The organism is Nocardiopsis sp. SBT366, assembly GCF_001083815.1.
GTDB lineage: Bacteria > Actinomycetota > Actinomycetes > Streptosporangiales > Streptosporangiaceae > Nocardiopsis > Nocardiopsis prasina.
In genome coordinates, this window is the sequence record NZ_LAVM01000011.1 from 45,851 (window position 1) to 60,943 (window position 15,093).

The following is a 15,093-nucleotide window of genomic DNA, read 5'->3' on the forward strand; positions in this document are numbered from 1 at the left end:
GCTCGCCCGCTGCCGTTCGGGACCGCCACCCGACACCACATTCGTCAAGCGTCAAGCAAGGAGAAACAACATGGCCGAGCACAGCGAGCAGGACATCCTCAAGGGCCTCGGCGAGATCGTCGAGGAGATCGTCGGCACCGACCCCGCCGAGGTCACCCCGGAGAAGACCTTCGTGGACGACCTGGACATCGACTCGCTGTCCATGGTGGAGATCGCCGTCGCCGCGCAGGACAAGTTCGGCGTCGAGATCCCCGACGACCAGCTCAAGGACCTGAAGACGGTCCAGGACGTCATCAACTTCATCCAGAAGTAGCGTGTCCGGCCGCCGGGCCACACTCCGGCCCGGCGGCCCGCCAGTCCCCACCAGGACGCCCCAGACCCACTCATTCGCCACGCCTCCCGGCACACGCGCCGGGATCGACCCACGAGAAGGGCGATCGGATCATGTCCAAGACCGATGTCGTCGTCACCGGCCTCGGCGCCACCACCCCCCTCGGGGGTGACGTCGCGACCACATGGTCCGCGCTCCTCGACGGCCGCTCCGGGATCAGCATGCTGCCGGAGGACTGGCACGAGAAGCTTCCGGTGCACTTCGCCGGGCGGATCGCGCAGGAACCCTCCGAGAAGCTGCCGCGCCCCAGACTGCGCCGCCTCGACCGGACCCAGCAGTTCGCCCTCATCGCCGCGCAGGAGGCGTGGGACCACGCGGGTACCCCCGACGTCGACCCCCTCCGTCTCGGTGTGGTGGTCTCCAGCGGGATCGGTGGCATCCTCACCATCCTGGAGCAGTACGACACCTTCCGTGAGAAGGGCTGGAAGCGGGTCTCCCCGTTCACCGTGCCCATGCTCATGCCCAACAGCCCGGCCGCCGCCGTGGCCCTGGAGTTCACCGCGCGCGCGGGCGCCCACGCCCCCGTCAGCGCCTGCGCCTCCAGCGCCGAGGCCATCGCCAACGGTGTGGACATGATCCGCGCCGGCCGGGCCGACGTGGTGATCGCGGGCGGCACCGAAGCCGCGATCCACCCCCTGAACATCGCCTCCTTCGCCTCCATGCGCGCGCTGTCGACGCGCAACGAGGACCCGCAGACCGCCTCCCGTCCCTGGGACAAGGACCGCGACGGCTTCGTCATGGGTGAGGGCGCGGGCATCCTCATCCTGGAGTCGGCCGAGCACGCCGCCAAGCGCGGCGCGCACGTGTATGCCCACGCCGCCGGTGTCGGCTACACCGACGACGCCCACGACATCGTCATGCCCGACCCCGAGGGCGCCGGTCAGGCCCGCGCCATCACCCAGGCGCTTGCCGACGCCGACCTCAAGCCGAGCGACATCGTGCACGTCAACGCGCACGCCACGTCGACCCCGGCCGGGGACGTCGGCGAGACCCGGGCGATCCGCACGGCGCTGGGCGACTCCGCCGCCGACCGCGTCACGGTGACCTCCACCAAGTCCATGACCGGGCACCTCCTGGGCGGCGCGGGCGCGGTGGAGTCGATCGCGACGATCCTGGCCCTGCATGAGGGCCTGATCCCGCCGACCATCAACATCTCCGAGCTCGACCCCGAGGTGGCCGTGGACATCGTCCGCGACAAGCCCCGGGAGATGCCGAGCGGGGACGTCGCCGCCGTCAACGAGTCCTTCGGCTTCGGCGGCCACAACATCGCCGTGGCCTTCCGCCGCGCCTGATCCGACCGGCCGCGCCCCCGCGCTGCGGCACCTGGTCCTCCAGTGGGCGTCACCGTACGGTGACGCCCACTGTCGTGTCCGTGACCTCGGTCAACCGTTCGTGAACGTTCGGCGGCCCGTGCCGCAAGAACGGTTGAACTCCGCCGCGAGGGTCTTCAGGTGGGCGCGTCCCGCGCGCGACCATGGATGACGTGTCCACACTGCCCCAGTCACACGCCCCACCGTGCCCCGGCGACGACGACCGGCCCGGCCGTCGTCGTCGCGGCCCGGCCTTTTGCCCCGTCGTGGACCTGGACTCCGGTGCCGTGGTGGCCGTTGAGGTCGTGGCCGCCGTACCGGCGGGGCTGGGCCGCCCGGACGGGAAGGGCGGCGGGTCGGCGATGGTGGCCGAGTGGCTGGCCTCGCTGGTGCGTGCCGGGGCCGGTGTCGAGAGCCTGTTGCCGTTGGTCCTGCCGCTGCCCTCGTCCGCGCTCGTCGACGGCACCGATCTGCCCGGATTGGTCGAGGGTGCGCTGCGCCGGGCCGGTCGCCGCCCGCGCGACGTCACCCTGATGCTCACCGCGGACCTGGTGGACCTGCCCCGGGCCTGCGTGCTGACGGCCGTCTCGGGGCTGCGCTCGCTCGGGTTCCGCTGCGGCTTCGGCACCGCGATGGCCCGGCCGGACCTGATCGTGGAGGCGACCCCGTTCCTGATCCGGTTGGACCCGGTCCTGGTGTCGGGGATCGACGGCGACCAGCGCAACGGGGGGATCGTGGACGGGCTGGCCCGGATCGGGCGCAGCAGCGGCGTGTACGCGATGGCCTCCGGCGTGGCCCGGGGTGAGGAGATCGTGCGCCTGCGCGAGTGCGGGGTACGGCTGGGCAGCGGTGCGTTCTTCGCCGAACCGGACTGGCGGCCCGGCGAGAGGGTGACCCCGGTGCCGGAACCGGCGGCCACCGCCTTGGACGACACCGACGCCGGTCCCAGGGTCACCGAGTTCATGGTGCCTCCGCTGGACTTCGACGCCGAGTCCACGGGCGAGCACGTCCTTGAGGCGTTCACCGGCGACACCGCGCTCAACAGCGTGGTCCTCATCGACCACCGGGAGCGGCCGACGGGTGTCATCGACCGGACCCGGTTCCTGTTGTCGGTGACCGGACGGTACGGGCACGCGCTGCACGCCAAGCGCCCGGCCCTGCGGCTGGCGGAGTCGCCCCGGACGGTGCCCGCGTGGATGTCGGCGATCTCGGCGCTGCGAGTGGCAGGGCGGGACCGCGAGCGGGTCTACGACGACCTGATCGTGACGAACCCGTACGGCCAGTGCGTGGGGGTCGTGCACGTGAGCGACCTCATCCAGTCGCTGTCCCGCCAGTGAACCCGGTGGGAGCGGGGAGCCCGTTCCCCCACCACCGAGCTCCCCACGGCCCCGCCGCCCCTGGACGGCACCGTGGCCGCCACCCCCTGAGGACAGGGGGCGCGGCCACGGCGGGGGTACGCGGATCCGGTGGGGTCAGCGCAGGGGCTCGGGGCCCTTGGTGCCCGAGGGACTGCTGGTCGGGGGTGTGTCGTCCGCCGAGTAGTCGTTGTAGTGCGTGTCCGCCCCGCTCCTGCGCAGTTCCTCCCGCAGCTGGTCGCGGGTCTGCTCGTCGTGCAGGTAGTCCAGCTCGGGACGGCGGGGCAGCAGGCCGTCACCGGAGGAGCGGCCCATCGCACGGCGGCGCAGCCACGGAACGAGGTACTGGCGGGCCCAACGGCGGCCCTCCCTGCGGCGCAGGATGCGGGGCAGCTGCTGGGGCGGGGTCGCCCACGGGTCGGTCCAGGACTCGGGCGGACCCATCGGGTGTCCGAGCAGGTCGGCGACGCGCGCCGCGACGATCTGGTGTCCGGCGCCGTTGGGGTGCAGCCGGTCGTCGCTCCAGGCCCGTGGGTCGTTGAGGGCGTTGAGCGCCCACAGGTCGACGATCTCGGTCCCGGTGCGTTCGGCCACGGCCCGCATGTGCATGCTGAATACCGCGATCCGGCCCCGGTACAGGCGCAGGACGGGGATCCACCCGGTGTCGTGGCCCGCGAGGATCACCACGCGGATGCCCGCGTCGCGCAGCTGGCGCACGCCCCACTCGAACTTCTCGGCCAGCTCGTCGAGGTCGCCGCCGGGGCGGAGGACGTCGTTGCCGCCCGCGAGCACGGTGACCAGGTCGGGTTTCCAGGCGAGGGTCTGTTCGAGCTGTTCACCGAAGATGTGTTTCATCCGACGCCCTCGGACGCCGAGGTTGGCGTAGCGGAAGTCCGGGGAGAGCGTGCCCAGGTGTTCGGCGAGGCGGTCCGCGAACCCCCGGTAGTCGCCGCCGGGGCCGCTGTCGTCCTCCATCCCCTCTGTGATGCTGTCACCGATCGCCACGTAGGACCGGATGAGCTCCGGTCTGTCCGCGGGCGCAGCAGCGGGGGGATTCATCTCAAGGTCTGTCACGTCAACCAATCATCCGGATCGACCGTCCCCGCGCCTGCCATGCGCCGGGGTGCGTGGGAACGGAAGTCTTGGGCGGGTCGCGGTGTGCCGCTGGCCCGAATGTCCGAGCACCGTCGGCCCCGAGGTGAGCCGCGTCGCGGGCACCCGGCCGGGGGGCGCTCGGGCGAGGACAGTGCCCATCCAGCATACCCGCGCCGAACGTCAGCGCGCCGGGCTCACACACGGCCCCGGAGCGCTGAGAGGACAACGCCCGGAGCGCCCGAGAAGAGCCGAAAGTCCGCTATGAGGTAACTCACAGCGCTTGATGGCCTTTCAGGGCGAAACTCCTTTGTCACGGTGATCACACGCCGAGGTCACCTCCGGGTATCGGTGGACCCGGTCACCCTGGGACTACCCATGAGCGCCCGGGGCACGTACGATCTCGGAGAAGTGCTCACGGCACCCCTGTCCCTCGGCCCGCCGTGCCCCCACGCGGAACGACCGAGCCGGTTCAAGATCCGTCCTCCTCCGGGTCAAGGGCGCGTACTGTGGTGCATCGAACCGAAGGCCCGTGCGGTTCCTCCCCAATTCACGTGCAGACACCAGGAGGTCGAGGTCCCCAGCGGATGAACGCCGTCTCTCCGATCTGCCTCGTCGACCTCGCACCCGCCCTGCGGTGGTCGAGATCGCCGGATGTGGCACCCCTGCTCCACCATGACCGTCTCATCGACGGCTGGTGGTACTCGCTGCCCGTCACCCGCGTCCTGGACATCGCCGGCCCTCCCTGGCTCGCCAACGGCCTGGCCCGCCTCGCGGTCGAACACTGGGGGCACATCGCCCTCTCCGAGTTCCTGCCGAGCCTGCGCACCCAGCACGTGGACTGCTCCGACCTCGCCGAACCGGTCCGCGGCGCGGTCTTCGCCACCGCCGGTGACTGGGACCGCCTCATCGCGTCCAGCCCCCAGGAGATGCACGAGTGGCGGCTCTCGGGCTGCGGTGTCCTGGACATCGTGAGCACCGTCGCCTGGCGTGCGCTCCAGCCCTGCTGCGAGCTCCCCGGCGGCCCCACCCCCTCCCCCGCGCTGATGACGGAGGCCGTGCGCACCATCGCGCACTGGCTGCCCGACTCCGCTCCCGAACACGTGCGCAGCGCGCTGGACTACCTGGAGACCGCCACCGGAACCGGTGACGCGCCCAGCGGGGACGGCGACTCCGAGGACCCGGCGAACCCGCCGCAGACCCCGGCCACCCGCGCGATCCGCACCCTGCGCGCCCTACGTGCCCAGCGGGACCAGGAGCAGCCCATCGTCGAACACGTCGAGCAGCGTCCCGCCCCCGTGGTGGAGGCCCCTGCGGCGGTCGGCGGCATGGTCAGCTCGGCCGCGATGATCCCCGGATCGGCACTGAGCGCCGAGGCGGTGAGCAGCGAGGCCGCCGCTCCCACGTCCAGCGGTGTCGGAGACCTGCGTTCGCAGTTCCGCAGCTCGCTCCTGGGCCCCGGACGCACCCTGCGCCGCCCCAGTTTCAGCAGGACCAAGGCGCCCTCACCCGAACGGGTCGAGGAGCCCCCGGCACCCGTCCTGGGCCAGCACCCGCTGGTGGACCAGGTCGAGGAGATGTTCCGTTCCTGGCCCGAGTTGGAGCGGACGGTGGCCGCCGAGCGGCTCTTCGCCACCGACCCCATCAGCATCCGGGTGCTCTCCGAACAGATCTCGGTGGACGTGACCGAGATACGCGGAGCCCAACGCAAGGTGGAGGAGCGCCTCCTGCGCTGGCTGGGCTCCCCCGAGGGCGCCTCCATCACCAGGCACCTGCGCGAACTGTCCGAGCAGCTCGGTTCGGCGACCACCATCGACCGGCTCATCAACGCGCACCCCGACCACCCGGTGGACGTGCCCACGCTGCACACGCCGCTGTGGCGCGTGATCATCACCCTGTTCACGGACCGGCGGATGCACAACGGCTGGCTCATCGCCGACGACCCACACAAGCTGCGGTGGCAGACCCGTGAGCTGCTGGGCGGCGACGCGCCCAACCTGACCGAGGCGAGCATCCGCCTGGGCCGGATCGGCATTCGCCAGCAGGAGCTGCGCGCCTGGCTGCTCAGCACCCCCGGGGTGAGCCTGCGCGACGGCCAGGTGTACGTGGACACCTCCGTCCCCATGGAGGCCCCCGGCGACGGCCACTCCACCGAGGGGTCCGGCGCCACCACCGAGAACGGCCTGCCGATCCGGCGCCGCCCCGACGGCCAGCCGGGTCCCGAGCCCGTCACCCACGCCCCCGAACACGTCCACCACCACAGACCCGCCCACGACCAGGGCGGGTTCGTGCCCGACCTCCCGCCCGTACCGTTGGCCCCGCCACCGGTTGCGCCCGTGGCGCACCCGGCGCACGCCGCCCCGGTCCGCCCCGGCGCGAGCGACCCGGCCGCCTCGGCCCGCTGCTTCCGTGCTCCGGACGGGCGCTGGTGGCACCGCATCGACATCACCGCGGACCACCTCAACGGCGCACCGGTGGCCGTACCCACCGGATACGCCACCCATCTGGGGTTGCAGCCCGGCCGGTTGCTCTGCCTCACCGCTCCCGGCGCCGACCTGCTCGTGCTGGTCTGGCGCGACCAGCCCGCCTTCGACTCCCTTCGCCCGCTGCTGCGCCGCCAGGCCGCCCAGCCGGGTGACCGTATGTTCATCACGGTCTCCGGCGACCGTCTGGACGCACGCAAGCTGCCCGCCGGGGACCTCAGCGGGCACCCTCCGGCCGCGCGTGCGCTGCACCTGATCGGGTACACCGCACCGGCCGCGACGGAGGATGCGCTCAGGATCCTGTCGCGTCGCATCACCGACAACGGCGACGAGTCGCTGGCGGACCCGCAGGCGCTGTTGGAGGCGCTCTCCATGCGCGGGGACGAGGACATCGCCGGGGAGCTGCGCTCGGCCATGTTCGCCACGCACTAGACACCTGGTCACGAGGGGCCGCACCGGACACGTTCCGGTGCGGCCCCTCGTCGTTGGCGCGTGTGAGGGGTTCCGAACCGAAGCCGCAGGATGTAGGTTAGCCTTACCTAATTGATTTGAGGTGGTCCTCCTGCTGTCGTACCCGAACTCCCTCACGCCCTCCCCCGCCGAGCGGGCGCGCTCGGTTCTCTCCCGCCCCAACCCGGCCACGGTCACCAGCGCGGACGTCTCCCTGCACCTGACCGGAGCCGTCTGCCACACCACGTTCCAGGGCGAGGTCACCCTGCTCGTCCCCGACCAGCACCGCGTCCTGGCCGAGATCGGTGAGGGGGTGCTGGAGGCCACCATCGAGTTCACCGACACGGCCCCGGTGGACCTGCGCGACCCGACCCGGTCCCTGCTGTGGATCTGCGGCGAGCTGCGCCTCCCCTCCCCCCGCGAGGCCCGCGACCGCGCGCTCTCCGCCCTGGCCGACGACCCCGACGAACGCCTGCTCGACCTGGGCCACGGCCGCACCCTGATCGTCATGGACCCACACCTGATCATCCACTCCGACCACGACGGCTGCCACCTGCTGCACCCGGAGGAGTTCACGGACGCGGCGGCCGACCCCTTCGGCCGCTGGGAGGGTCCCTGGCTGCGTCACCTGGAGGACGACCACCCCGACGTGCTCTGGGCGCTGGTCAACCACTGCGGAGCCCAGCTCCCGCCGGGACGGCCCCGACCGCTCGGGGTGGACCGGCACGGCCTGCGGCTGCGGCTGGAGGGCCCGGACGGCGACCACGACGTCCGCATCCCCTTCAGAAGACCGGCACGCACACCGCACGACGTCGCACACGAGGTGCAGGAGTTGGCCGGTCTCGACCGGCACCGGTGCTGAACGTGGGCGCCAGCGACCCCGGACACACGAAGGGCCGGAACCCCAGGGGGTCCCGGCCCGCGCTCCGACAGGGTCGGATCAGACGTTGAAGCCCAGCATGCGCAGCTGGTCCCGGCCGTCGTCGGTGATCTTGTCCGGACCCCACGGCGGCATCCAGACCCAGTTGATCTTCACTTCGCGCTCGAACTCGTCCAGGGCGCTGTTGGCCTGGTCCTCGATCACGTCGGTCAGCGGGCACGCCGCACTGGTCAGGGTCATGTCCAGGGTGATCGACTCGTCGTCGTGGTTCACCCCGTAGACCAGACCCAGGTCGACGATGTTCACGCCGAGCTCCGGGTCGATCACGTCCTTGAGCGCCTCTCCGATCTCCTCGGCCAGCGCCTCCTGCTCAGGAGAGAGCGGAGCGGCCTCGGGCTTCTCGGCGGTCTCGGTCTTCGTGGTCTCGTTGTCGCTCATTCAGGCGCCTTCCTTCTCCAAGGACTGCGACACCGCGTCCTTCCAGGCCATCCACCCCAGCAGGGCGCACTTGATCCGAGCCGGGTACTTGGACACGCCGACGAACGCCACGGCGTCCTCCAGCACGTCCTCGTCCGGCTCACCCTTGCCCTTGGACTGCATCAGCTCGGTGAACGCGTCCAGGGTCGTCATCCCCTCGGCCACCGTCCTGCCGATGAGCAGGTCGGTCAGCACCGAGGTGCTGGCCTGGCTGATCGAGCAGCCCATCCCCTCGTAGGAGACGTCGCTGACGACGGCTCTCTCGTCCAGCTCCGAACCGGAGTCAGGGGTCAGCGTCACCCGGAGCGTCACCTCGTCCCCACAGGTGGGGTTGATGTGGTGCGCCTCGGCGTTGTACGGATCGCGCAGCCCTTTGTGGTGCGGGTTCCGGTAGTGGTCCAGGATGATTTCCTGGTACATCGCGTCCAACTGCATGGTCAGGCAGAATCCTCGTACTAGTCCCGGGTCCCGAAGAACCTCTGGGCGGCCCGGATGGCCTCCACCAGCGCGTCCACGTCCTCCAACGTGTTGTAGAGGTAGAAGGACGCGCGTGTGGTCGCGACGATACCGAGCTTGCGGTGCAGTGGCCAGGCACAGTGGTGACCGACCCGGACCTCGACGCCCCTGTCGTCCAGCACCTGCCCGAGGTCGTGCGGGTGGATGTCGTCCACGACGAACGACACCGCGCCGCCCCGGTCGACCGCCTCGGTCGGGCCCACGATCCGCACGCCCTCGACCGCGCCGACCTGCTTGAGCGCGTACTCGGTGAGCTCGTGCTCGTGCGCGGCGACCCGGTCCATGCCCACCTCGGAGAGGTAGTCACAGGCCGCGGCCAGGCCGACGGCCTGCGGGGCCATCGGCACACCGGCCTCGAAGCGCTGCGGCGGGTCCGCCCAGGTCGAGTGGCTCATGTGCACGACGCCGATCATCGAACCACCGCTGATGAAGGGCGGCATGGCGGCGAGCAGCTCCCGGCGTCCCCAGAGCACGCCGATCCCGTTGGGACCGAGCATCTTGTGCCCCGAGAAGGCCAGGAAGTCCACGTCGAGTTCACGGACGTCCACCGGCATGTGCGGCACCGACTGGCAGGCGTCCAGCAGCACCAGCGCGCCGACCTCCCGGGCCCGCGCGGTGATCGTGGCCACCGGGTTCACGGTCCCGAGCACGTTGGACTGGTGCGCGAACGCCACCAGCTTCGTGCGCTCGTTGACCAGTTCGGCCAGGTCCGACAGGTCCAGCCGGCCCTCGTCGGTCACCGGGAACCAGCGCAGCGTCGCGCCGGTGCGCTGGCAGAGCTGCTGCCAGGGCACCAGGTTGGCGTGGTGCTCCATCTCGGTCACGACGATCTCGTCGCCGGGACCGACCTGGAAGCGGCGCAGGCCCTCCTCGGCCGTGGCCGCGTTGCTCATCGCGTACGCGACCAGGTTCACCGCCTCGGTGGCGTTCTTGGTGAACACCACCTCGTCGGAGTCGGCGCCGACGAACCTGGCGATCGTCTCCCGCGCCGACTCGTAGGCGTCGGTGGCCTCCTCCGCGAGCTGGTGCGCCCCACGGTGCACCGCCGCGTTGTGGCGTTCGTAGAACCCGCGCTCGGCGTCCAGCACCTGGCGCGGTTTCTGCGAGGTCGCCCCGGAGTCGAGGTACACCAGCGGGCGCTCGTCACGGACGGTCCGGGAGAGGATCGGGAAGTCCTCGCGGATCGCCTTCGTGTCGAGCGGAGCCGTGTCGGGCTGACCGGGCTCGCGGAGGGTCATGGTTACGCGCCCGCCTTCACGAACCGCTCGTAGCCCTCGGACTCGAGGACGTCGGCGAGCTCCGAACCGCCGGACTCGGCGATGCGGCCGCCGGAGAAGACGTGCACGAAGTCGGGCTGCACGTACTTCAGGATGCGGGTGTAGTGGGTGATGAGCATGACGCCGAGGTCGTTGCTCTCCTGGGCGCGGTTGATGCCCTCGGAGACGATCTTGAGCGCGTCGACGTCCAGGCCGGAGTCGGTCTCGTCCAGGATGGCGACCTTGGGCTTGAGCAGCTCCAGCTGGAGGATCTCGTGGCGCTTCTTCTCACCGCCGGAGAAGCCCTCGTTCACGCCGCGGGCGGCGAAGGACGAGTCGATGGACAGGTCCTTCATCGCGCCCTGGAGCTCCTTGGAGAACTGGCGGAGCTTGGGCGCCTCGCCGCGCACAGCGCTGACGGAGCTGCGCAGGAAGTTGGACATGGACACGCCCGGGACCTCGACCGGGTACTGCATGGCGAGGAAGACGCCGGCGCGGGCCCGCTCGTCCACCTCCATCTCGAGGATGTTCTCGCCGTCGAGGAGGACCTCGCCCTCGGTGATCTCGTAGCGCGGGTGGCCCGCGATCGCGTAGGCGAGAGTGGACTTGCCGGAGCCGTTGGGGCCCATGATGGCGTGGGTCTCACCGGAGTTGATGGTGAGGTCAACGCCCTTGAGGATCTCCTGCCGCTCGTCCTCGTTGATGAGGACGTCGGCGCGCAGACCGCGGATTTCGAACTTCGTCATTTCAGGCCTCAGGAATTCTTGTCATCCAGCGACACGAGCACGTCGTCGCCGTCGATCTTCACGTCGTAGGTGGGGACCGGCTGGGTCGCGGGCGGGTTGACCGGCGCCCCCGAGCGCAGGTCGAAGCACGAGCCGTGGAGCCAGCACTCGATGGTGCCGTCCTCGACCTCGCCCTCCGAGAGGCGGACCTCCGCGTGCGAGCACACGTCCCGCAGCGCGTAGAGCTGGCCCTCGGTGCGCACCAGCGCGATGGGGGTCTCGTCGTCGGTCTCGATCCCCAGGACACCTTCCTCGGGGATCTCGTCGAGTTCGGCGACCTTGACCCAACCGCCCTGCTCACTCATGCGCGGAAAGCTTTCGCTCGACCTTCTCCATGACGTGGTCGCGCAGGTCCTGGTCGTCGATGCGGTTGACGATGTCCAGGAAGTAGCCGCGGATGATGAGGCGACGGGCCTCCTCCTCCGGGATACCGCGAGAACGCAGGTAGAAGAGGTGGATGTCGTCGAGCCGCCCGCTGGCGCTGGCGTGTCCGGCGCCCGCGACCTCACCGGTGAAGATCTCCAGGTTGGGCACGGAGTCCACACGGGTGTCGTCGGTGAGCTGGAGGTTCCGGTTGTTCTCGTAGGAGTCCGTACCGGTGGTCCCCTCGCCGATGATCACGTCACCGATCCAGACCGCGTGGGCGTCCTTGCCGTTCAGCGCGCCCTTGTAGTCCACCCGCGAGCGGGTGTTGGACACGTTGTGGTCGATCAGCGAGCGGTGCTCGTGGTGCTGACCGTCACCGGCGAAGTAGAGCCCGTAGAGCTCGGCGTTGCCGCCCCGGTCGTCGTAGGACACGCGCGGCGACAGGCGGACCACGTCACCGCCGAGGGTGATCACGATCGACCGGAGGCTGGCGTCCTTGCCGACCCGGGCGTTGTGCTGGCTGACCTCGACGGCGTCGTCGTCCCACTCCTGGAGGGAGATCAGCGTGAGCTTGGCGCCCTCGCCGACGTGGACGTCGAGGCTGCCCGCGCGGACACCGGTACCGGTGTTCGTGATGATCACGGTGGCCTCGGCCAGCGGCTTGACGTCGATGAGCAGCTGCTCGAAGGCGGTGCCGCCCAGGCCCTTGCGGTCGATGGTGATCGCCTTGTCGGCGGCCAGCGCCTGCGGCACGGTGACGACCGTGGCCTTCTCGAACGACGTGTAGGCCTGCGCGATCACGCGGTTGACGGGCAGGCCCGCCTTGCCCAGCCGCTCGTCGTCACGGCCGACCGTCTCGACGGTGACGCCCTCGGGGGCGTCCACGGAGACCTCGTCGGTGCCGTCGGCGACACCCTTCCAGTCGTGCAGACCCTTGAGGCGGCGCAGCGGCGTGAACCGCCACTCCTCCTCACGCCCGTTCGGAACGGGGAAGGCGTCCACGTCCTTGGAGCCGTGCGTGTCGAGCTTGGAGACAGGGATCTGCCCCAGCCCGTGGCTGTGCGCCTTGGGCTCTGTGTTCGCGGTCGTCAACTTATCCCACCGATCCTTCCATCTGGAGCTCGATCAGACGGTTGAGCTCCAGTGCGTACTCCATCGGGAGCTCCCGTGCGATGGGCTCCACGAAACCTCGGACGACCATGGCCATGGCCTCCTCCTCGCCCATCCCCCGACTCATCAGGTAGAAGAGCTGGTCCTCGCTGACCTTGGAGACGGTGGCCTCGTGCGCGAGCTCGGTGTCGTCCTCGCGCAGGTCGTTGTAGGGGTAGGTGTCGGAGCGGCTAATGGTGTCGATCAGCAGCGCGTCACACTCCACCGAGGACTTGGCGAGGTGGGCGCCCTCCTGGACCTGGATCAGCCCGCGGTAGGAGGAGCGGCCGCCGCCGCGCGCCACCGACTTGGAGACGACCTTCGAGGACGTGTTGGGCGCGCAGTGCACCATCTTGGCGCCGGTGTCCTGGTGCTGGCCCTCGCCCGCGAAGGCGATCGAGAGGGTCTCACCCTTGGCGTGCTCGCCCATCAGGTAGACGGCCGGGTACTTCATGGTGACCTGGGAGCCGATGTTGCCGTCGACCCACTCCATGGTCGCGCCCTCTTCGGCGATGGCGCGCTTGGTGACCAGGTTGAAGACGTTGTTCGACCAGTTCTGGATGGTCGTGTAACGGCACCGGGCGTTCTTCTTGACGATGATCTCGACGACCGCGGAGTGCAGCGAGTCCGACTTGTAGATCGGCGCGGTGCAGCCCTCGACGTAGTGGACGTAGGCGCCCTCGTCGACGATGATCAGCGTCCGCTCGAACTGGCCCATGTTCTCGGTGTTGATCCGGAAGTAGGCCTGGAGCGGGATCTCCACGTGCACGTTCTTGGGCACGTAGATGAACGACCCGCCGCTCCACACGGCGGTGTTCAGCGCGGAGAACTTGTTGTCACCGGCCGGGATGACGGAGCCGAAGTACTCCTCGAAGATCTCCGGGTGCTCCTTGAGGGCGGTGTCGGTGTCCAGGAAGATGACACCCTGCTCCTCCAGGTCCTCGCGGATCTGGTGGTAGACGACCTCGGACTCGTACTGGGCGGCGACACCGGCGACCAGGCGCTGCTTCTCCGCCTCGGGGATGCCCAGCCTGTCGTACGTGTTCTTGATGTCCTCGGGCAGGTCCTCCCAGGAGGTGGCCTGCTTCTCCGTGGACCGCACGAAGTACTTGATGTTGTCGAAGTCGATCTTGGACAGGTCCGCGCCCCAGTCGGGCATGGGCTTCTTGTCGAAGAGCTTCAGCGACTTGAGGCGGAGCTTGGTCATCCACTCCGGCTCGCTCTTCTTGTCCGAGATGTCCCGGACGACCTCTTCGTTCAGGCCACGACGGGCCGAGGCTCCGGCGACGTCGGAGTCGGCCCAGCCGTACTCATATGTTCCGAGCCCTTCGAGCTCGGGATGCGCGACAGAAGTCATGCGCGGACTCCTCCTGGACTCAGACGTCCTTCTGGTGAACTGAGCCGCCCGCCCGCTGGCGGATGGCCTTCTTGGACGCGGGGGTGCCGTCCTCCCCGCTCGCCCCGTCTCCCCGTGGGGTGACGTGCGTGGTGCACACACCGTCGCCGTGGGCGATGGTGGCCAACCTGCGCACCGGGGTGCCCAGAAGCCGCGCGAAGGCCTCGATCTCGGCCTCACAGAGCTGCGGGAACTCGGCGGCCACGTGCGCGACGGGGCAGTGGTGTTGGCACAGTTGGTCGCCGCCACCCGGCGCGGGCGCCTGGCCCGAGGTGGCGGCGTAGCCGTCGTTGGAGAGCGCCTCCGCCAGCAGCCGGACCCTCTGTTCCTGGGGTACGGCGTCCAGCAGGGGCTTGTATCGCTGCTCCAGGTCGGCGACCTGACTCCGGGCGAACTCGCCGACCGCCTCGGGACCGGAGGTCCGCGCCAGGAAGCGCAGGGCGTTGGAGGCGAGATCGTCATAGGCGTGGACGAAGGCGTCACGCCCGGCCTCGGTGATGGCGAAGACGCGGGCGGGACGACCCCGCCGGCGTCGGCCGTGCGTGGGCCGTGCGTCGCGGGCCTCGACCATGCCCTCGACGGTCAGGTTGTCGAGGTGGCGGCGGATGGCCGCCGGGGTGAGTCCGAGCCGTTCCCCCAGTGCGGAGGCGGTGATCGGACCCTTTTCCAGGATGAGCCGGGCGACGCGGGCACGGGTCCCGTGATCGGGACCGCTCAGAGGTCGGGGCGCACCGGGCGTACCGGACAGGTCCGACACAGTGTCCCCCTCCCGCTCGTCGTTCGGCTCTCGGTTTTAGACAACATCAGTGTGGCCTAAATAAGTCCACCTAGGCAAACCCGCCTCGATGCGCTTGATCACGAAGGTCAGGCTTGCCTAATCTGGGAGTTCACGCGGAAGTGACGCACGGACCCCCTTTTCACAGGCTTCGAAGCCGATCCGATTTCCCAATGGGTGAGATCGCGGTATCACCATCCGACCAACCGGGTGGCCGGAAGGTCGGCGAGTCCTGGCGGGAGCCGCGGTTCGAGCTCCGACCGGTCTCCGGCAGCGCCCACGCCACTCAGGCACAACCAGGGGCCATGCGCCATTCTTCCACCACCCGCACCAAAAACACCGCCGTGTTCTGGTTGTCCGAAGTGGGACGTTCGGTCCGCGCCCGAACGCGGCCAGCCCTCCGAAAGGCGGG

The 15,093-nt window shown here is 70.0% G+C and carries 14 protein-coding genes; 5 read left to right on the plus strand and 9 right to left on the minus strand.

Going from position 1 to position 15,093, the window contains the following annotated elements:
- The first annotated feature begins 70 nt into the window (after positions 1 to 70).
- From ADX84_RS05210 to ADX84_RS05220, 3 genes are all read left to right on the plus strand, one after another.
- Positions 71 to 313 (plus strand): acyl carrier protein, encoded by a 243-nt coding sequence (locus ADX84_RS05210; protein WP_049568342.1) that lies wholly within the window; start codon positions 71 to 73, stop codon positions 311 to 313.
- Positions 314 to 444: 131 nt separating this feature from the next.
- On the plus strand, positions 445 to 1,683 hold the full coding sequence (fabF, locus tag ADX84_RS05215; protein WP_049568345.1) for a beta-ketoacyl-ACP synthase II: 1,239 nt from the start codon (positions 445 to 447) through the stop codon (positions 1,681 to 1,683).
- 182 nt (positions 1,684 to 1,865) lie between these two features.
- Positions 1,866 to 3,038, plus strand: coding sequence for an EAL domain-containing protein (locus ADX84_RS05220; protein WP_049568348.1), 1,173 nt, complete (start codon positions 1,866 to 1,868; stop codon positions 3,036 to 3,038).
- Between the two features lie 135 nt (positions 3,039 to 3,173).
- Here ADX84_RS05220 and ADX84_RS05225 read toward each other — a convergent pair whose 3' ends face one another.
- Entirely contained in the window at positions 3,174 to 4,115 is a 942-nt protein-coding gene (locus ADX84_RS05225; protein WP_199776475.1) for an SGNH/GDSL hydrolase family protein, read from the minus strand.
- Between the two features lie 620 nt (positions 4,116 to 4,735).
- Here ADX84_RS05225 and ADX84_RS05230 point away from each other — a divergent pair.
- Both ADX84_RS05230 and ADX84_RS05235 read left to right on the plus strand, forming a co-directional pair.
- The gene (locus ADX84_RS05230; RefSeq protein ID WP_049568354.1) at positions 4,736 to 7,063 is read left to right on the plus strand and encodes a hypothetical protein; all 2,328 of its coding nucleotides are present in this window, start codon (positions 4,736 to 4,738) and stop codon (positions 7,061 to 7,063) included.
- A gap of 121 nt (positions 7,064 to 7,184) precedes the next feature.
- Positions 7,185 to 7,943 (plus strand): DUF2470 domain-containing protein, encoded by a 759-nt coding sequence (locus tag ADX84_RS05235; protein ID WP_049568358.1) that lies wholly within the window; start codon positions 7,185 to 7,187, stop codon positions 7,941 to 7,943.
- 78 nt (positions 7,944 to 8,021) lie between these two features.
- Here the strand turns inward: ADX84_RS05235 and ADX84_RS05240 are convergent, their stop codons facing one another.
- Genes ADX84_RS05240 through ADX84_RS05275 form a run of 8 tightly spaced genes read right to left on the minus strand, consistent with a single transcriptional unit; the run spans position 8,022 to position 14,663 of the window.
- Positions 8,022 to 8,399: a metal-sulfur cluster assembly factor gene (locus tag ADX84_RS05240; RefSeq protein ID WP_017545100.1), complete on the minus strand. Its 378-nt coding sequence runs from the start codon at positions 8,397 to 8,399 to the stop codon at positions 8,022 to 8,024.
- The gene (sufU, locus tag ADX84_RS05245; RefSeq protein WP_017545101.1) at positions 8,400 to 8,873 is read right to left on the minus strand and encodes a Fe-S cluster assembly sulfur transfer protein SufU; all 474 of its coding nucleotides are present in this window, start codon (positions 8,871 to 8,873) and stop codon (positions 8,400 to 8,402) included.
- 20 nt (positions 8,874 to 8,893) lie between these two features.
- Complete coding sequence (locus ADX84_RS05250; protein WP_049568361.1) at positions 8,894 to 10,192, minus strand: cysteine desulfurase; 1,299 nt, start codon at positions 10,190 to 10,192, stop codon at positions 8,894 to 8,896.
- Positions 10,193 to 10,194: 2 nt separating this feature from the next.
- Positions 10,195 to 10,956, minus strand: coding sequence for a Fe-S cluster assembly ATPase SufC (gene sufC / locus ADX84_RS05255; protein ID WP_017545103.1), 762 nt, complete (start codon positions 10,954 to 10,956; stop codon positions 10,195 to 10,197).
- Positions 10,957 to 10,964: 8 nt separating this feature from the next.
- Positions 10,965 to 11,300, minus strand: coding sequence for a non-heme iron oxygenase ferredoxin subunit (locus tag ADX84_RS05260; RefSeq protein ID WP_049568364.1), 336 nt, complete (start codon positions 11,298 to 11,300; stop codon positions 10,965 to 10,967).
- A complete protein-coding gene (gene sufD / locus ADX84_RS05265; protein WP_049568367.1) occupies positions 11,293 to 12,453 on the minus strand; it encodes a Fe-S cluster assembly protein SufD in 1,161 nt (386 codons plus the stop codon). Before sufD ends, ADX84_RS05260 begins: the two co-directional genes overlap by 8 nt.
- 1 nt (position 12,454) lies before the next feature.
- Positions 12,455 to 13,867: a Fe-S cluster assembly protein SufB gene (gene sufB, locus ADX84_RS05270; RefSeq protein ID WP_049568370.1), complete on the minus strand. Its 1,413-nt coding sequence runs from the start codon at positions 13,865 to 13,867 to the stop codon at positions 12,455 to 12,457.
- Between the two features lie 19 nt (positions 13,868 to 13,886).
- Positions 13,887 to 14,663 (minus strand): metalloregulator ArsR/SmtB family transcription factor, encoded by a 777-nt coding sequence (locus ADX84_RS05275; protein ID WP_017545107.1) that lies wholly within the window; start codon positions 14,661 to 14,663, stop codon positions 13,887 to 13,889.
- Between the last annotated feature and the right edge of the window lie 430 nt (positions 14,664 to 15,093).